This window comes from Variovorax sp. Soil_C_12, from assembly GCF_057657375.1.
Map to the genome: position 1 here is coordinate 287284 of NZ_JBDGIO010000001.1, position 17272 is coordinate 304555.

The 17272-nt window shown below is 67.4% G+C and carries 19 protein-coding genes; 7 read left to right on the forward strand and 12 right to left on the reverse strand.

Translation table 11 applies throughout. The features are described from left to right. Nucleotides 1-155: 155 nt before the first annotated feature. The 3 genes from AC3A6X_RS01430 to AC3A6X_RS01440 are packed head-to-tail and all read right to left on the reverse strand — an operon-like array spanning nucleotide 156 to nucleotide 1937. Nucleotides 156-926, reverse strand: coding sequence for an ImmA/IrrE family metallo-endopeptidase (locus AC3A6X_RS01430; protein ID WP_487840491.1), 771 nt, complete (start codon nucleotides 924-926; stop codon nucleotides 156-158). Then, the gene (locus tag AC3A6X_RS01435) at nucleotides 919-1323 is read right to left on the reverse strand and encodes a hypothetical protein (RefSeq protein WP_487840492.1); all 405 of its coding nucleotides are present in this window, start codon (nucleotides 1321-1323) and stop codon (nucleotides 919-921) included. Before AC3A6X_RS01435 ends, AC3A6X_RS01430 begins: the two co-directional genes overlap by 8 nt. Further along, on the reverse strand, nucleotides 1320-1937 hold the full coding sequence (locus AC3A6X_RS01440) for a hypothetical protein (RefSeq protein WP_487840493.1): 618 nt from the start codon (nucleotides 1935-1937) through the stop codon (nucleotides 1320-1322). The genes AC3A6X_RS01435 and AC3A6X_RS01440 overlap by 4 nt, the downstream gene beginning before the upstream one ends. A gap of 164 nt (nucleotides 1938-2101) precedes the next feature. Between AC3A6X_RS01440 and AC3A6X_RS01445 the strand changes: the two genes are divergently transcribed. The 6 genes from AC3A6X_RS01445 to AC3A6X_RS01470 all read left to right on the forward strand — a co-directional run bounded on the left by AC3A6X_RS01445 (nucleotide 2102) and on the right by AC3A6X_RS01470 (nucleotide 7369). Then, complete coding sequence (locus AC3A6X_RS01445; RefSeq protein WP_487840494.1) at nucleotides 2102-2326, forward strand: DUF2188 domain-containing protein; 225 nt, start codon at nucleotides 2102-2104, stop codon at nucleotides 2324-2326. 122 nt (nucleotides 2327-2448) lie between these two features. After that, complete coding sequence (locus tag AC3A6X_RS01450; RefSeq protein ID WP_487840495.1) at nucleotides 2449-4005, forward strand: transcriptional regulator; 1557 nt, start codon at nucleotides 2449-2451, stop codon at nucleotides 4003-4005. Beyond that, nucleotides 4005-5714: a ThiF family adenylyltransferase gene (locus tag AC3A6X_RS01455; protein WP_487840496.1), complete on the forward strand. Its 1710-nt coding sequence runs from the start codon at nucleotides 4005-4007 to the stop codon at nucleotides 5712-5714. The genes AC3A6X_RS01450 and AC3A6X_RS01455 overlap by 1 nt, the downstream gene beginning before the upstream one ends. Beyond that, nucleotides 5711-6265 (forward strand): M67 family metallopeptidase, encoded by a 555-nt coding sequence (locus AC3A6X_RS01460; RefSeq protein ID WP_487840497.1) that lies wholly within the window; start codon nucleotides 5711-5713, stop codon nucleotides 6263-6265. Before AC3A6X_RS01455 ends, AC3A6X_RS01460 begins: the two co-directional genes overlap by 4 nt. Nucleotides 6266-6290: 25 nt before the next feature. Beyond that, complete coding sequence (locus AC3A6X_RS01465; RefSeq protein ID WP_487840498.1) at nucleotides 6291-6446, forward strand: E2 domain-associated cysteine-rich protein; 156 nt, start codon at nucleotides 6291-6293, stop codon at nucleotides 6444-6446. A gap of 20 nt (nucleotides 6447-6466) precedes the next feature. Further along, the gene (locus AC3A6X_RS01470) at nucleotides 6467-7369 is read left to right on the forward strand and encodes a TIR domain-containing protein (RefSeq protein ID WP_487840499.1); all 903 of its coding nucleotides are present in this window, start codon (nucleotides 6467-6469) and stop codon (nucleotides 7367-7369) included. Nucleotides 7370-7675: 306 nt separating this feature from the next. Here AC3A6X_RS01470 and AC3A6X_RS01475 read toward each other — a convergent pair whose 3' ends face one another. Then, nucleotides 7676-8557: a competence protein CoiA family protein gene (locus tag AC3A6X_RS01475; RefSeq protein WP_487840500.1), complete on the reverse strand. Its 882-nt coding sequence runs from the start codon at nucleotides 8555-8557 to the stop codon at nucleotides 7676-7678. A gap of 42 nt (nucleotides 8558-8599) precedes the next feature. Between AC3A6X_RS01475 and AC3A6X_RS01480 the strand changes: the two genes are divergently transcribed. Beyond that, nucleotides 8600-9709 (forward strand): hypothetical protein, encoded by a 1110-nt coding sequence (locus tag AC3A6X_RS01480; protein ID WP_487840501.1) that lies wholly within the window; start codon nucleotides 8600-8602, stop codon nucleotides 9707-9709. Nucleotides 9710-9784: 75 nt separating this feature from the next. Here the strand turns inward: AC3A6X_RS01480 and AC3A6X_RS01485 are convergent, their stop codons facing one another. The 8 genes from AC3A6X_RS01485 to AC3A6X_RS01520 form a co-directional block, all read right to left on the reverse strand. Further along, nucleotides 9785-10828: a relaxase/mobilization nuclease domain-containing protein gene (locus AC3A6X_RS01485; protein ID WP_487840502.1), complete on the reverse strand. Its 1044-nt coding sequence runs from the start codon at nucleotides 10826-10828 to the stop codon at nucleotides 9785-9787. 43 nt (nucleotides 10829-10871) lie between these two features. After that, complete coding sequence (locus AC3A6X_RS01490; RefSeq protein WP_487840503.1) at nucleotides 10872-11519, reverse strand: hypothetical protein; 648 nt, start codon at nucleotides 11517-11519, stop codon at nucleotides 10872-10874. Nucleotides 11520-11783: 264 nt separating this feature from the next. Next, entirely contained in the window at nucleotides 11784-12017 is a 234-nt protein-coding gene (locus tag AC3A6X_RS01495) for a hypothetical protein (protein WP_487840504.1), read from the reverse strand. Continuing rightward, a complete protein-coding gene (locus AC3A6X_RS01500) occupies nucleotides 12017-12274 on the reverse strand; it encodes a hypothetical protein (protein WP_487840505.1) in 258 nt (85 codons plus the stop codon). Before AC3A6X_RS01500 ends, AC3A6X_RS01495 begins: the two co-directional genes overlap by 1 nt. Then, on the reverse strand, nucleotides 12249-12554 hold the full coding sequence (locus AC3A6X_RS01505) for a hypothetical protein (RefSeq protein WP_487840506.1): 306 nt from the start codon (nucleotides 12552-12554) through the stop codon (nucleotides 12249-12251). The genes AC3A6X_RS01500 and AC3A6X_RS01505 overlap by 26 nt, the downstream gene beginning before the upstream one ends. 75 nt (nucleotides 12555-12629) lie before the next feature. Beyond that, on the reverse strand, nucleotides 12630-14690 hold the full coding sequence (locus AC3A6X_RS01510; RefSeq protein ID WP_487840507.1) for a ParB/RepB/Spo0J family partition protein: 2061 nt from the start codon (nucleotides 14688-14690) through the stop codon (nucleotides 12630-12632). A 912-nt stretch (nucleotides 14691-15602) separates the two neighbouring features. Beyond that, the gene (locus AC3A6X_RS01515) at nucleotides 15603-15947 is read right to left on the reverse strand and encodes a DUF2958 domain-containing protein (RefSeq protein ID WP_487840508.1); all 345 of its coding nucleotides are present in this window, start codon (nucleotides 15945-15947) and stop codon (nucleotides 15603-15605) included. A 485-nt stretch (nucleotides 15948-16432) separates the two neighbouring features. Next, nucleotides 16433-17242 carry a DUF932 domain-containing protein gene (locus AC3A6X_RS01520; RefSeq protein WP_487840509.1) on the reverse strand — a complete coding sequence of 270 codons (810 nt, stop codon included), beginning with the start codon at nucleotides 17240-17242 and terminating at the stop codon, nucleotides 16433-16435. Between the last annotated feature and the right edge of the window lie 30 nt (nucleotides 17243-17272).

Genomic DNA, 17272 nt, shown 5'->3' on the forward strand with positions numbered 1-17272 from the left:
TCGCCGGTGAACGCCAAAGTCACGGTTTCTAATCCAAGGCGGCCATTGAACCACCGTGACCTGTGGAAGCGCGATCGACGACAACGGGTCGAAAGCGGAAGTCGTCCTGGAGCGACTGGTCAGCGCCCTCTGTCCTCGCCATTACAAGACACACCTCAACGGCGAGAAGTGCTAAGCGCAATTGTGGTCAGAGCCGATCCGTCCGGAAGCCGCATCGATTGCGTCTCGACTTGCATGCGCCAAACGTCCGGACCGGTGAGCCACCAATCGCCTTGCTCCTTCTTGGGCGTCGACGTGCGATTGGTGGCCTTGAATGCGATGTCGAAGGCGGCCGTGTTGTGGTTGAGCTGACTGACCGGATACAGGTCGAAGGGCCATGACTTGCTGCGCACGAACCAGCGTCTGCCCCGCATCTCGTGGCACGCCACGCACACGGGCGCGGTCGACCTCTTGGCCATCTTGATCGCCGAAGCGGTGACGCTCGCGTTGAACGCGTCGGCCAGCTCCGCGGCGACGTTGAGCGTCATCTTCCTGCCTTCGAGCCACGGAGTCACCATGTAGTCGGGCAATACGAGCTGGCTCGCATACACGTTCGCGCTTGCCTCGACCGACAGCGCTTCGGCGTTTTGCGGCCCGATCGAATCGCTGGAGCAATTGAACGACGCGCGTTGGGCGTCGTTGATCCAGTGCGCCAACTCATGCCCGAGCGAGAAGCGTTGCCGGCCCGGATTGTCGTTCGCCTCGATGCTGATCACCGCCTTGTCGCCGTCGGTGAGAAGCCTAGCGGCGCAGCCATCAAGGCGTCGATAGATGACGGTCGCCCCTCTTGAAAGGGCGACTCCCTCGAGATCTATGTGCTCGGGTTTGCGAAAGCCGTTATCCCAAAGAAGCTTCTCCGCCGGCGACAAGGAAGCGACGTCAATCATGTTGATTTGGATCTATCTTTCCAAGCAAAACAAGATCGTCATACGTTGAATTCCAGTCGTTCTCGGACTGCTTGGATCCGTTTCTGAATGCTGTGGCGAGGTTTGGCTCTCTCTGAAACGCGCTTTGCACCAGCTCTTTTATGCGTTCCAAAGCGGGCCTGCTCGTCGCGACTGGCGCCTTGGTGGCCTTCTTCACAGCCTTGGTCGCGGCCACCCTGCTTCGTTGAAATTCGGAGACCGCGGCGTCGATCGCCTCGGCCATCTCCCGGGCCACGCGGTCGGGATCGAGGCCGTCCTCGACGAACTCGGCACGGATCTGCTCGGCCGACGTCTCCTCCAAGTCTTTGCTGATCAGCGCCTGGATGGAGCTCAGCGTCTTGCGCGCGTCAGTAGTCATGCCTTCCTCCTGCCCGGGTAGTGTTTGTCGACCGTGCGGCGCAGCTTCTTGCGGCCGCTGGCGTAAGCCGTGGCGGTCATTCCGGTGGCCTGCTGGATCTCGTCGGGACTCATGCCAATCTCCTCGCCGTCCATGATTTCGTGGACCACATCCCCTTGTGCGAAGAGTACGCGGATCGCGGCCACGTCGGCTTCGGCCGCCGCCTGCCGCGCTTCCCGCTCCTGGCGTTCGATCAGCTCCTCCTCGACGCTGGGGTGGTGGCGCTCCGGCTCGGAGAGGTGGGCGTTGTCCTCGCCGTCCTCCGTGGCCAGCGCCTCGGCGCGGCGGTCCACTTTCTGCTTAACGGAGTTCTGCGAGCCATTGGCGATGCTCCTCATGCACTCCATCAGGAAGGCCACGAGGTCGACCGTCTTCGGCCATGGCCGGCCCCGCTCCCCGTCCTCTCGCTCGCCCGAGGTGCCTATCAGGGCGCGCTTGACGGCCTCGCTGAACAGCTCCCGGCCGCTCGCGAACTCGCTGCCAAGCGCCATGACGTCGCCCTGGCGGTAAAGCCGGAGCCTCTCGTCCACGGTCAGCCGCCTGAGCGCCTCGATCAACTCGTCGACGGTCGCCATTTCATCTGGGGGTCTTTTGCTTGCCACTACGCCTCCAAGGGTCGCCATGGACGTGTGCGGTCGTTTTCGCGATCGCGGACATCCGCCCGGCGATGTCCGCGAATCGCCGAGCCACCGCACACATTAGCAGCAGCAATCTCGCTGCGCCAACAGGGACTCAGACCATGAGCAAACGCAATCAGCACGTCGTCCCGCGCGACGATGGATGGGCGATCCGGGGAGCCGGCGCCAAGCGCGAGACCGACCACTTCGACCGCAAGCAGGACGCGGTCGACCGCGCCCGCGAGATCGCCCAGAACCAGGGCACGGAACTGGTGATCCACGGCCGCGACGGGCAAATCCAGTCGAAGGACAGCCACGGCCACGACCCGTTCCCGCCCAAGGGCTGACGGAAACGGTAGGCACTGGACAAAAGCACAGGTTAATGTAAGATGGGCACTACATATGGGGCCTCGGCGCCTGCCGGACCCCATATGTAGTGTTTGGCCGGCATCGGTAAGGAAAGCGAAATATGGCGAAGCGCACGTGGAACAAGCAGACTGCTCAGGACCGCATCGACGCGCGGTTGGCGGAAGTGAAGACGGTTGAGATCCGCGACTACGGCCGCGACACCGACCTCAATGGGCTCGCCAACGGCGTGGCCTACCGCGTGGACGGGGTGCACGTCTACGTCGACATCCTGAACCTCGACGAGATGCTCGGCACCACCAACTTCGAGGGGGTTACGGTCCACAAGCGGACCTTGCGCTTCCTGAATCTGCATTTCCGCGCCGCGCGCAACATCCTGGTGGACGTCGACGCGATCGAGGTCGACTTCCACAACCAGCGGCTCCACGCGGTGTTCGCCAAGCCCTACGACGACGAGGCCAAGCGCATCCATCGCGCGGTGGCTACCGCGCAGCTCATGATCGACGTGCTGGCGCACACCGGTGAGGGCGGAGACGATCCGCTGCCGGCAGCGAAGGTCCGCGTCGGCATCGACTCGGGCGAGGCGCTGGCCGTCAACAACGGGCGCCGCGGGCACCGCGAGCCGCTGTTCCTGGGCTGCGCCGCGAACCTCGCGGCCAAGCGCGCCGGAGGCGGCACCAAAGCGGGGATCTTCATGACCAACAACGCGCGCTCCGCGGTGGGCTGGTCCGAGGTGTCCAACGTCGACACGATCCCGCTGACCACCGAGGAGATCGAGAAGTCACAGGACCAGGCGAAGCTGGGCATCACGGTGGACTCCGTGGTCAAGACCTGGAAGGAGGACCTCGAGAAGCTCCCCATCGGGGCCTTCGAGTTCTCCGCGCACACGCCACCGTTCGCCACGCTGGACCTCGAGCTGCTCACGCCGAAGAACTCGCGGCGCCAGGACAGCGTCTCGATCTACGCCGACATCGACGGTTTCACCAGCTACGTCGACGAGCGTATCGGCGACGACGAGTCGGCCAAGGACGTCGTCAGGGCTCTGCACGTGCTGCGCGCGGAACTCGACGCGACGCTCCACGCCGACTTCGCCGGCCGCAAGATTCGCTTCATCGGCGACTGCGTGCATGGAGTGCTGGTCGAGGGGACCGCGGCCACCACCGACGCCGAGGACAGCGCGAAGAACGCGCTGCTGTGCGCCGCCGCCCTGCGCAGCAGCTTCAAGCTGGCCCTCGAGCGGCTCGATGGCGCGGGCGTGGACGTCGGCAGCATGGGCCTGGCCGTGGGCTGCGACTACGGCACCCAAGCCATCACGCGCCTGGGCATGAAGGGCGAGATGGTGCGCTGCGTGGTCGGCCGGGCGGTCCTGCGCTCCGAGGAGGAGCAGCGCCGCTGCGACGGGCAGCAGACCGCGATGGGCGAGGCGCTGGCGAAGGCCGCGCCGGCCGCGTTCCGCGAGCACTTCGGAACCTCTCGGCGCCGCTCCGGCTTCGATTATGACGCCGCCCTCGCGGTGCTGGCCAAGGCCGAGGAGGCCAAGAAGGCCGAGGCGAGCCGCGCCAGCGGGCTGCTGCGCCCGGCTACCGCGGCGGCCGCGGCCGGCTTCTCGTTCCCGGCGCGCGCCGCCTCGCCCTCGAAGACGCCGGCGGGATTCGCCTGATGTGGTTCATCACGCGCGTCGGCCGATACAACCAGGAGCGGGACGCCATTGGCGAGCTCGCCGCCGAGCCGTGGATCGAGAACGTCAGGTGGCGGCTCGACCGGGGGTTGTTCGTGGACGCCGACATCGTGGTCGCCGAAGTCCTGCGTCCGGTCACGCTCGCGTATCCCGACATCTTCCCGTTCGCGCCGCCGTCCGTGCGGCCGCGCGAGGGCGGCGAGCGCTGGAGCATCCATCAATACGGCCCTGGCGGCGAGCTGTGCCTCGAGCACCGCGCGGACAATTGGCAGGAGCACGTGACCGGCGCCGACGTGCTGCGCAGCGCCCACCGGTTGCTGTCGACCGAAGCAGGCGCGACCGGCGACCCCGACGCCTCGCGCGTTGTGCCCTCCGCGCATCGCGTCAGCCTGGGACAGCGCCTCCGCTCGGAACCCATGCGGCTTGTCGAGACCGAGGCGCTGGCGGCCGCGGTCGCGGCGGCCGGCGAGCCGCGCGCCATGACGGCGCGGATGCTGGTCACCGGCCGCAACTTCGTGCTGTTCGTCGTGAAGATCGCCCAGCCTGGCGGCGCCGAGTGGCGCGACCCCACGCTGCCGGAGCCGATCGGCCGATACGAGTTCGAGACCGGCCACGTGATCGCCTTGCCCTCCGGCGACGCGCGGCTCGGGCAAGTCGAGGTCGCCGCGGCCAGCGGCGCGCGGGCGCTGCGTTCGCTCCTCTTGCGCGCAGATCTCGCCTTCGAGTCCTCGGAGACGCTGGTGCTTTCGCTGCCCACGGGCTTGCGGGCGTTTTACGTCGATCCGAAGGACGACGCCGCGATTGAATACGCGATCGTGCCGCCCAACCCTGGGCAGAGGGCCGCTCCTGGCCGCGAGGCGTTCGGCGAGAAGCTCGTGGGCGTGCTCGGCGCGGGCTCCATGGGCAGCAAGGTGGCCGCGAGCCTCGCGCGCGCCGGTGTGGCGAAGTTCCTGCTGATCGACGACGACGTGCTCGGCGCCGAGAACATCGCCCGCCATGAGCTCGACTGGCTCGCGGTCGGCGCTCACAAGGTCGACGCGCTCGCCGAGCGGCTGAAGCTGTTGCGGCCGGGGGCGACGATCGACGCGCGCAGGCTGAGCTTAGGGGGGCAAGAGAGCAGCGGGTCGCTGCACGGCGCGCTCGCGGCGCTCGCCAAGTGCGACTTGATCGTGGACGCCAGCGGCAGCGACGACGCCTTTAACTACGCCGCCGGCGTCGCGGCAGAGAGCCAGCGGCCGATGGTCTGGGGACGCGTGTTCGGGGGCGGCTACGGCGGCATGGTGGCGCGCTCGCGTCCAGGCCTTGACCCCACTCCGCTCGACGCGCGAGCGGCCATTCACGCCTGGTGCGCCAATCCTGATTTTCCGAAGCCGCCCAAGGCGACGGTCGACTACGGCGCCGAGGGAGCCGACGGGGAGCCCATGGTCGCCGACGACGCCGACGTGGCGCAGATCGCGGCGAGCCTGGCCAGGCTCGCGATCGACGCGCTGTTGGCCGCGCCCGAGTCGTCGTTCGAGAGCTCCGCCTACATGATCGGGTTGCGAAAGGAGTGGATCTTCACCGGCGCGTTCGATGTCTGGCCCATCGACCTGGGCGCGCCATCGGCCCGTAGGGCGGAGCCGCCGAGCGAGGCCGAGGTGGAGCGGGCGGTGGAGGCCTTGACGGCGCTGTTTCCGAAGGAGTCCGCGTGATCGAGGTCGTGCTGCCGGCTAACGTGGCCGTGAAGTTGCGCCGGGAGCTGCGGCGCGCGGGCGACCGCGAGATCGGCGGCGTACTAGCGGGCGAGGATCTCGGCGGCGGCCGCTTTCTGGTCGCGGACCTCTCGGTGCAGCGCTCAGGCGGCGGCGTGGCCCACTTTGTTCGCGATCCGGGCGCCCACCGCAGGTTCATGCGACGCTTCCTCGCGCGCACCGGCAACGACTACACGCGCTTCAACTACCTCGGCGAGTGGCACTCGCACCCGAGCTTCCCGGCGCTGCCCAGCGGCACCGACTTGCGGCAAATGCAGGGGCTGATCGAAGAGCGAGGCCAGCCGGCCAACTTCCTCGTCCTGCTTGTCGTGAAGCTTGGCCGAGGTGGCGAGATCGAGGCCACGGCGCACGCGTTCCGCCGCGGCGCGCATGTGGTGCAGGCGGGCGTGGCGCGCGAAGAGGGCGGGGAGGTTCTTGCGCCCACGACGCCGCTCGAGCGGCTCTCCGGAACGTGGATGGCATGGCGACGAGAGGCCGCGAAGTGGCTATGAGCCGACGAACAACGCAGCCGGCAGCGTGCAGCACCAAAGCCGGCTGCGCAACTGCGTCGACGACGCCGTGGATGCGTACGAGCTTGCCACGTCGCTGCTGGCGGAAGAGCAGTTCTGGGCCGCCTACAGGCGCGCCCATTGTTGCGCAACGGTGGACGAATGCCCGCTGCGGGCGGGCTGACAGATGCGAGGAACGATCAGATGGCTTTTATTGACAAGTACCTTGGTGAAGAAGGCAAGCGCCTCAGGCTGGATGCGCTGCTGGCCCAGAAGCTGGTTGGTGGCAAGGAAGACCTGGCAGGCGAGTTGGAAGCCGTCACCGAGTTCATGCCGACGAGTGCCGGCCAGATCCTCATCGAGCAGGAGGGCGACGACACTGACATCTACTTTATCGTCGCCGGTGAATTCTCCGTCATCGTGAACGGGCGCGTATTGAATAAGCGTGTCGTCAACGACCACGTCGGTGAGATGGCGGCCATCGAGCCATCTCAGGTTCGGGCCGCGACCGTTCGGGCCGAGGCGGACGGCGTGGTGGCCAAAATCTCTGAGGCGAGCTTCGCGCGAATCGCCAGCCGTCACGCGGGGGTCTACCGCGCCATCGCTCGTGAGCTGTCACGCCGCCTGAAGCAGCGCAACTCTCTGGTCGCTGGCACCAATGACAAGGTGCGGGTCCTCATCGTCTCATCCGTCGAGGCGCTGCCAGTGGCCAGGGCCGTCAAGGAGGAGTTCGACCACGACAAGCTTTTTGTCGACATCTGGACGGACATCTTCCGCGCCACCTTCTACACGCTGGACGACCTGGAGCGCAAGCTGGCGGACAGCGACTTCGTCATCGCCATCGCGCAGGGTGACGACATCGTGGAGGTCAGGGACGACAAGTGGCCGGCGCCACGTGACAACGTCATCTTTGAACTGGCACTGGCGATGGGTATGTTGGGACGGCACCGCGCCATCCTGATGGAGCCGCGCGAAGACAAGGTGAAGTTGCCCAGCGACATGGCGGGCGTGACGACTGTCACCTACAAGAAGGGCGCGGACGGCAGACCCGACATCGGCGCTGCCTGCAACAAGCTGCGCCGATTGTTTGAGCAAGGGCCCCGGTGACCGTCAATAGCCGGTCTGGCGGCGCAACCTGACTGTCCGCCCCCAGTCTAACCCGCCAGTTGGCGGCGGCCCGCCCGAACACCCCACTCATGCCGCATCCTGCCTCGGCTCTGGCCGCTGCGTCTTGACGCGATGGCCCCCATTCGATGACCGGGCCTGGTGCCAGCGCAACGGGCCTAGTGCGCCCCGGCCGTTTCGAGCCGGGGCATGAGGTCGGTGGTCGACCTCGGAGATTCCCGAGATTGGAGCCCGAAGGTGCTTGGCGACAGCCCCTGGCAGGTGCCAACCTTAACGCCTGCCCCGTGCTCACACCCCCGCGGCGATCGCGCGCAGCTGGGCGCGGGCCGCCTCCGCCCGAAAGCGCGGGATCACCCAGCTGAAGTAGGTGCCGCGGTACTGCCCGGAGTGCTGGCGCGCGACAGTGCGCACCACCGAGACCACGTCGGGGTCGTAGCGCACAACCTTGATGGCAATGTCGCCGCTGGGCAGCTCCTTGACCGAGATCCAGCGACCGCGGACCTTGACGATCTCCTCGGGCAGGAACTGGCGCTGCGGCGCGGGCATGGCAGGCGGGGCGGCCGGCGGCTCGGGGCTTGGCTCGGCAGCCTCCAGGCGCTCGGGCCAGAGCCAGCTCTTGCAGGCGACGTCCTCGAGCAGCGCGTGCTTGACCCGAGCGACGTCGAAGTCCGTAGGCGAGAAGACCCGCAGGTCGATCTCCAAGGCGGGCACGCGCATTTCCTCATAGTCCTGACGCTTTTGAAAGTCGCAGAAGGAAGAATAGGCGATCTCGATGGCCACGCTGACGCCGGCCGTCGTGGCCGCCAGCAGATCCGGGCGCCGGTTTCCAAGGACCACCTCCTCCTCGATGCCGGTGCACGCCAAGAGGATGCGCTTCCCCTCGTCATCACCCGGGCCGAGGGCGCGCGCTGCGGCCGCGTTGACCGGCACCACAAGGCCGTGCGCCTCGATGACAACCCGCTTGGCGAAGCGGTGCAGATCGGATTCGTAGCTCGACGCGCAGGGCTGGCCGTTGGAACTGTGCGCGAAGTGGTGCTCCCGCACGTCGCCCTGCCGCGCGATCACGGGTTCGCCGCACACGGCGCAGCGGCAGTCGCACGCCAGGCCGCGCTCGACCTCCGTCACGTGGACGAAGCGGTTTGAGGAATGAACTGCAAACAATGCCAACATAGGGACTCCATGAGTTGAGTTGAGTTGAGGAGAATCCAAGTGTTGAGATACGAAGCGGCGCCAACCAGTCCAGAACCGGTTGCAAACCGGTTGCCGACGGTCCCGGAGCTGCTGCCCTGCTTCCAGGAGTGGCTCGCCGGTCAGCGCGATGAAACCAACGCCCTGGCGTTGCTTCGCGCTCTTGCTGCCGAGTCGGCCAAGGTCGCACACCTGCCGGGCCAGGGGGAGCAACTGGAATTCAATGCGGAGGACTTGGTGCAAGTCTGTTGGCCGGAGCTCGTCGACTTCGATTCCGCCAAGATGAAGGTCAAGAACGCCAGGCTCGAGCAGTACCTCTCCAGCCGGGCCGCCGACCGGGATGCGTTCTTCGCGCAGCGCGGCTTCGAGCACGCCCTCGGCCTACGCAAGCGCTCGACGACTGGCCATCACCGGGCGCAGTGGTCACTCGCTCCCTACGCGCTGACGCTCCCAGAGGAAGCGATCGAGCCGCAAACCGCAGGCGAAGCTGACCGCGTGGGTTGGCTTGAGCCGATGGGACAGGTGGAGACAAGGGCTGCGGCCCCTGCCAGCCTGCAAATCGAATACGCCTATGCGGCCGCCGGCACCGTCAAGCCGTCTTGGGTTGCGCGCCCGCTGTTCGGAAACGGCTCGTTCAAGACCAAGTCGCTGCGCGGCCTGCTGTTCGCCGGCACCGTCGTGGCGCCCATGGCCTGCATCGCGCTTCTGGCGGCGATCGTGTGGCTGATGCTGTTCGTGAACCGGGCCGTGACGACGGCGGACTTAGCATTTTTCGTAGTCGCAGCGGGGATTGGTTGGGTCCTGTGGGCGTTCGTTCGCCAGCTCTGGTGGTTGCTGGCCGATCGAATCGTGCCCGCCGCAGACGTGCTGGTAAGCTGGAACGAGCCACCAGCCCAGCTCGAGAGCTTCAAGCAGGGCGACGCGCGCATCATCGGTCTGGTGCGTTATAGCGCCACCTGCCCCGTTTGCGCGGCAGCGGTGGAGCTACGCTACGGCGCGGGTCACGAGCGGCGCCGCCTCTTCGGCTGCTGCGTCGAGGCGCCCCAGGAGCACGTTTTCACCTTTGACCGGGTTACTAGACGGGGAAGGGCGGCGGGACGGTATGCCGCTGCGACCAGGGCGGCCGATGTCTGATTTGCAGCGGAAGCCGATCTTCGCAGCGCGCCGACCTATGACTCAGATCAGTCTGAAGCGGTAACCTCCAGCGGGCTACCGACTTCGCTCATCGGGCGCACGAGCTCGGGAGCGCTCCGGCGTCAGCGCACGCTGCTGAGCCTGCCATTGCTCGGCAAGCCGCTTCGCGTCCGTCTGCACCGGCGGCATCTGCGCGGCGAAGCGTTCCACCTGCTCTGCCAAGTCGGCCTGCCCCTGCCGTCGCAGCATCTGCGCCGTAGACCACCAGTCATCCATTACTGCATCGCGCGTGCGCTTCAGGGTCGGTTTGCCCTGCTCGATCGAACTGTCCCCGCCTTGGAGCGCTTTCACGATAGCCAGCACCTTGTCGCGCATGAAGGTCGACGGCTTTGGCGTGGCGCGCTGGCTGCGCACCACGGCATCCAGTTGCCCGAACGCGCGCATCGCCCGCAGCCGATGGTGGATGGGGTCGCGCTGAGGTCGGTGCACCTGGCCGCGGATTTGCCGCGGCGTCGCATTGGCCGCCACCCCCTGCTCGCGCATCAGTTCGGCGAACTGCTCGCGCCAGCGACGTAGCGTGTCCTTGCGGATGTACAGGCGCCTGCCCGGCTCGTACTCATGTTCGCACTTGACCACCAGGTGCACGTGGGGGTGCGCCTGATCCGTGTGCAGCACCATCGCGTACCGATATTGAAGTGCAAAGTTCTCGCGCGCGAAGATGCGCGCTGCCGCCAGCACCTTCTCCGGCGGTGTACCCGCGGGCATCGACAGGACGATGTTGTGCGCGAGTTTTGGCCGCGTGTCCTTCTCACCATCCGCGGGCTTCGACCGGTACTGGCTGCGACACTGATCGAGGTTCCAGTCCTGCCCGATCTCCAGCGCCGCATTCTTGCCTTGAACCATGAGGCCCTCGTCCGTCTCCAGCGGCAGCTTGCCGTGCCGACCGATGTACTTGAGGTGGGCGCGGACACTGCCGATGTCGCGCCCGCCGCCCGAGACCTTCACCATGACTTCGGGCGTGCGACCGACCGTGCGCTTGATCTGGTGAATCTGCTCCGGACCCAAGCGCAGCACATAGCCAGGACCACGCCGCCCATGGCTCACGATGTCCAGTGCCATGTCACGATCGCCGCCACCCAATGGGCGCGATCTCACCATCCGCTTAGGCATGACCCGCCTCCCAGCTCATGAGGTTGCGGCGCACCACCGCCGCCGCCGCATCGCGCGCCGATTCAACGTCCTGGCGCACATGCGCGAGCAAATCACGCAGCTCCGATGCTGCGGGCTCGGCCACAGTGTTCGGCATGTCGAACACGCGCAGTTGCCGGCCCAGTGCTGCCAGCTGCGCACCGACCGCCTTGATCAAGTCTAGTTCCTTCGGCGGCAGCACGTCCGACCCACGCACGTGGTTGTGGACGAGCAGCGCCAAGTAGGTGCCGGTCCTCATGCCCCGCGCGCCAGCGCGCTCTACTGCACACGTGCGATCGCCGGGGCGAAGGCGCAGCGTGATGCGGTCCTCGGATGCAGCGTCCGTCGTGGCGTCACTAGCATCAGCCACCAGCCCTGACGCAGCTATGCCCGGTGCGTTCGAGCGCAGCACTTCGTCGATGAGTTTGCAGAGCAGGCCCGACTCGGTGAGCTGGTGCCGCGCGGCCAGCGCGGCGAATCTGGCCTTCACATCGGGAGGCAACCGCATCGAGATCACGGCGGACCGAGGAGCGCTGGCCATTACGAACACCAGGGGTGTAAACAATGTCTGACGCCAGTCTATCCTGCCCTCAACACCGCACAAGGACTCTGCGTTCGGCATGCCGACACATCGTTCGATCGCCCAGCGCGGCGACGAGCATCGAAGCCACCAATCCGCCAACCAAGTTCCACCTCAGCCCCCGTTCGTCACGCCGAACATTCCCCGGCATCTCGCGCCGCCCCCATGCAAAGGTGTTCGGCATGCCGACACCCGCACCCCCCCATGCAGATGTTCGACATGCCGAACACATGGAGCAGACAGCGCGGCCACATACGCAAAGGCCTGCCATCCTCGATGGCAGGCCCACAATCCTGGCACGCACCTTCAGCTTCGCATTCGTCGCCCGGTCTTCTTCCGTTCTGCTCGCTCGAGCGCAACGCGCTGCTTCACCGCTGCGTAGTAGCACCACGCCAGGTCGACCGTTTCGCGTGAGCGCAGCCCCTTGGCGCGCAGTTCGATCACGCCGCCGACTATCGTCACCATCACGGCCCGCAGTCCTCGCTCGCGCACCATGGCCGTGCTTTCACGGGTCACCGGCTTGAAAGACTTCGTCGCCATCAAGCGCTCCAGCGCGCCGCGAGCTTGCGGGCGAGTTCGACATGCCGCTCCGCTTCCGACAGATGCCCGGCGATTTCGGCGAGATCCTGTTCCGGCAGGTGCCGTTGCCGTGCCTGCTCGACCCCGAGCACGGCCAGTTGCAGGAGCTCCTCGCATTCGCGCGTGCGCCGCGCGAGGCAATGGCCCTCGAAGCGCGACAGCGGCTCGGACGCTGCCTTCAATGGCGCCGCGCTATCGACCGTGTCTACCGGACGCATGATGACCTCGCTCGTCAGAGGCCTCGCCACGTGCCTGCGGTGGCGCGCCCAGTTCCCGCAGCGGGACGCCGTCCAGCTGCACCGGCGTGAGTTCGCGCGTGCTTCCGATCCCCGCGATGACTGGAAGCGTCGGCTGAAAGCGCGCGGCGAAGGCCGGGGTGATCGGTCTGGCGAGCGCTGAGAAGGCGCCAGGGGCTGTCCTGCCGACCGTCACGAGGGTCAATGCAGCCGCCACGACGCCGACCGTGCCGCCGATGATGACCTTGCAGATGGTGTTCATGAAAAATCTCCTTGGGAAAGTTCTGCGATTGATGTGCCGCGTGCCGCCGGACTGTCCAGCGACACGCAAGGGCGATCACTCGTCGATGTCAGTGGTCGTCCCTTCGGACGGCGCGAGCACGCGCAGCGGCTCGGGCAGCCAGCGCGTGCCTTCCAGCTTGCTGGCGCAGTACGCGACGGCTTGCGGCTTCTTCATGCCGGCCACGGCCTTGCTGCAGTCGGCGCCGGTCGCCTCCTTCACCGCTTCCAGCGCCTTGGCCTTGCTGACGCTGCCGAGATAGTGGGTGGCGGACGGCACCCACCAGTCGGCCATGTCGATGCCGAGCGCCTCGGCCAGCGCGTCGCTGTGATCGAAGCTGCGCTCGCGGCCCGTGACAGCGTTGAAGCTACGGGCTGTGCAGTACGCCAGCAACTCCATCAGGGTGGCGTCGGGCTGCGCCAGCAGCCAGCGAAACAGCATCTCGGGCGAACCCGGCAGGCGGTCGCCCCAATGCGACTCGGCCTCGCCCAGCAGTGTGGCGGCGGGACTGGCGGCATAGTCGCTCGCGTCCTCGGACAGCGCATGATCGCCCGTCACGCTGGCGGTGACCTTGACCACGTTGTTGCCCCGCCCATAGAGGCCGAATACCGTCTCGGCCATCCGGTGCACCAGGGCCACCATTGCCGCCCTCGGGTTCTGCATCAGCGCCGCCTGGATCGCAGCCGTGCGGTGCGCCGTCAGGTCGCGCATCAGCTTCTCGCTGAACTCCGCGCGCGCCGGCGTTGCAGTATCAGGCGTGGTTCCAGCCGCACCATCATCGCGTGCGGAAGGCATCGCCTTGCGGTCCTCGGGGCGCACCAGTCCGCGATCGATCGCAACCTCGCCGCGATGGTTGAGCCACACCAGCGGCCCTGCGCGCCTCATCTGCTCGGGCGTCCATTGCCGCAGCCCGTCGCGCGCGGCAGCGAGTTTCTGTTCGACGCAGTCCAGCGCCTCGCATAACTGTTGCTCGATCAGTTCGAAGTCCTCGGCAGCATCCGGGTCGCCTTCGTCCTGGTGCTTGTCGTAGGCCTGGGCCTGCACGCGCTGTTCGGCCTCCAACTGCTCGATGACCTGGGTCTCCTCGGCGGTCGGCTCGCGCTCGTCTTGTGCCTCCCGTCCGTAGCCGCGCAGCGTTGCGCTGTCGGTGTCCAGCGCGCAGTCGACCCAGGACCAACCCTCGGCCTGGACCGCCGCCGCTGCGCCGCGCAGCTTGTCCATGGCGAGGCCCAGCAGCAGGGTCGGGTTGTCCAGGAAGATGCTGCACAGGTCTTCGGTCGAGGCGAACAGGTCGCGCCGTACCGTGCCGCCCGCGGCCTCGTAGGCGTCGAGCCCGACGAAGCGCGCGAGCTTGCTGTCCGCGCAGCAGGCCTCGGCCATGATGGCCTGGCGAATCCGGTAGGCGCTGCGGTCATAGCTGGGCAGGCTCTCCCAGATCGCCTGTTGTGCCGCGTGATCCTCGGTCAGCGCCAGGGCCTGCAACTGGTCCGGCTCGATCTCGTTCCCTCGGTACATCGCGATGAAGCGGGGTGCGAGGCGCGCCAGTCGGAGCCGCCGCTCCACCGTCAGCGCTGACACCCCGAAGCGCCCGGCCACCTGGGTCACCGACAGGCCGCCGTGCTCGACCAGTCGTCGGAACGCCTCCATCTGGTCGGCCGGGTGCATGGCTTCGCGGCCCGAGTTCTCGGCCAGCGACACCTGCAGCGCCAGCGCCGGATCGTGGACCTTGCACTCCACCGGCTGCGAGGCGTGCCATTTGCCTTGCTCGACCAGCAGCCGCATGGCACGCAGGCGCCGGCCGCCGGCCACCACCGCGAAGCGCCCGTCGGGCAGCGCCACCACGCTCAGGCGATTCAGCAGGCCCTGCGCCTCGATCAGCGCCGCCAGTTCCGCGAGGCCCTGCTCGCCCGTGACTTGCCGCACGTTGGCATCGCTGAGCTCCAGCCGGTCCAGCGGCACCAGCACATCCTCGCCTGGCGCCGGCGCCAGCGCACCTTCGTCCTTCACTGCCGCGCTCGGCTGGTCAGCTGCATGCCCTGCTGCCGCCCTGCCCTTTGCACGCTTCTGCCGCTTGCCTGCGACCTTGCTCGCCGTCCTGTCATTGTCGATGACCGTCATGTCTGTATTCCTTCCGATGAAGTTGGGTTGAAGAGATGCCGGGTTCCTAGATTCCGAGCCCCTTGTGAAGGGTTGCTGCACGCATCGGCCTCCTACCCGGAGCTGGCCGCCGTTTTCCTGAGTTCTTCGCCCGGTGGACGGGCGCGACCGAGGGGACAGGGGAGCAAGGGGGAAGCATTCGTAACGCGTGAGCGTTATGAACACCCCCTTGCAGGCGAAGCCGGTCGCCCGGCCGCGCGGGCGCAAAGTCACCGGACAGGCGAGGAACTCAGGACAACGGCAGCAAGGTGAGGCGCAAGAGGCCGACGCGTGCAGCAACCGCCGCGCGGCGAGCGCCACCACGTGCCGCAGGCACGTCTGATCAATGAAAGTTCAGGGGACGCCAGTCCCCTGCAGGCAGCCTGCGGCTGCCGCGCCAGGGATGCGCAAGGCGGCCGCAGGCCGTCCCCGCCAGGGGATGAGCGCGAAGGCGCGAACCTGGAGCAGCCCGACAGCGGCGCAGCCGCTGGGGCGCCCAAGACAAGATCGTTGCATTGCACGAACGTGCTGCTGCCCAAGGCATGCCGATCGGACCACGACAACCCAATAGGCACCAGCGCGAAGGCGTTGCCTAGACGACCTGTCGATGCATCTTGCGGGCGAAGCGCCCGACCGGCCGGCCTCAAGACGCCGCGCGGCGACTGGAGGTCAGCGCTCTGGGCCCTGGATGGCAAGGCGCGGGACTTCGTCGACGAATGGACCAGCCGCGGGAAGGCGCCGAGCACCGCAGGCCCCACGAAGTGCGCTGAGCCCTGGCCAAGGCGAAGGCCAAGGCCCGCGGCGGCGAAGGAACAGCGCTCGCGCGCCGCGGTGCGCGCCACCGCGCGAGGCTTGGCCGCCGGCCCGGCCGGCGGCTGCCGCGGGCCTGCGCGCTCAGGCCTGGATGCGCCCGGCCGCACGCGCCTCTCGCGCGTAGGCGCTCAGCCGCTTGTCGGGCCGGAAGTGCAGGTCCTGCTCTATCGGCAGGTTCATCAGGCCGCGCACGGCCGCCAGGGAGTGCAGGTCTACCAGCCCTAGCTCGGGACTGCCGAGTCCCAGGTCGCACAAGCCGAAGGCGACCTGACCCGTCTCGTCCAGTTCGGACAGCAACCAAGTCGCCCCGGCATCGGGCGTGAACAGCTTGACCACCGGATAGGGATCGAAGTCGTCGGTCGCTCGCGAAGTCCGGCCGTGGGCGATCAGCTTCTCGCGCTGCGCTTCGGTGATGAAATTGAACATGGTGTGCTCCTTCAACGGTTGCGGGCGGGATTGCCCGGGACCGTCCGGCGGCACGGCGCGCACAGCGGTCAAGGTTCGAAGACGGCCGTCAGGCCGCAAGCGCCCGAGAGGGCGCGCCGACCTTGAGGGCGAGCACGCCGTGGCAGCCTGAAGGGAACAGCAAGACCACCCTCCCGCCCCTCTGTCCTGCGCCTCTGCCCTCACTGGCGTCCTGCCTTGAACTTCCCGGCAGCGCGGTGATCTCTCGCACATGGCATGTCGCACCCATGCTCTTGATCCACGTCGCGCGTGCCGCAGACGTGCAAGGGATGGCATGGCGCTTTCGGGAGGATCGAAGGTTCCAGGGCCGTAGGCTTGTTGACGACGTCCATCGCCGGCGTCGACAGTCGTAGCGCGCTTTGGGGTCGGGTGCCTTCCGACGCAGCGAACTCGACGCCAGGGCCCGCCGTAGAAAAGGCCGGGGTGCGAGCCCCGGCCTGGCCGCCTCAGCGGCCGATGCGCCGCAGCGCCGCCTTCCACAGGCCGGTGTTCAACCGGACGTTCTCGCGGATCGCACGGATGCCGCGGGTGCGCATCGCCCGGCCCGTCGCAGTGCGGCCGCAAACGCCGCCTGTGACGACTGCCTCCTGCACCGCGTTGAAGGTCTTCCAGACATCGTCACCGATGTCGGCCATGCGCCGACGCTCCAGCAGCTGCGCCGGCTGCACCGGCGGCTCGGTCGCGCCCGGAAAGCGCAGCGCCAGCGCCTCGCGTGCGAAGTCCAGCTGCTGACCGCCCGAAAGCTGCGTGCCGCGCATCTGCTCGACCGCTTCGCCCACCAAGCCGAACTCGCGCGTGATCCGCTGCGCCGCCTCCACCACGTTGGCCACCACGTTGCCGCGGTGACTGACATGGATCAACCCGAAGTCGCCGATTGCGGTCAGCATCCCGTTGGTGCACACCGGCCTGAAAAGCCCGGCGCGCAGCTGGTACGCGCTGCGCCCGTCGTGGGAGTTGATCAGCACGATCTCGCCCAGCACGTCGTCCAGCGACAAGCACTGCACCACCGGCTGGAAGCGCAGCATGTGCCGCGCGTAGCCCGCGTTGCCGTCGCGCGAGCGGGTCTGCACTGCCAGCGTCGGCTCGAAGCCCGCATCGATCAAGGCGGTGACGATCTCGCGCGTGCTGATGAACACGTACCTGGGTCCGGTGCAGCCGGCCGCTCGGTCCGCAAACACCGCCGGCGCGCTGTGCGCCAGGTCCTGCAGCGAAAGGGAGGTCCTGGCGGCGAAGGTGAAGGAAGAGGAAGAAGTCATGATGAGCTCCTGGCGTGACACAGGCGGGAT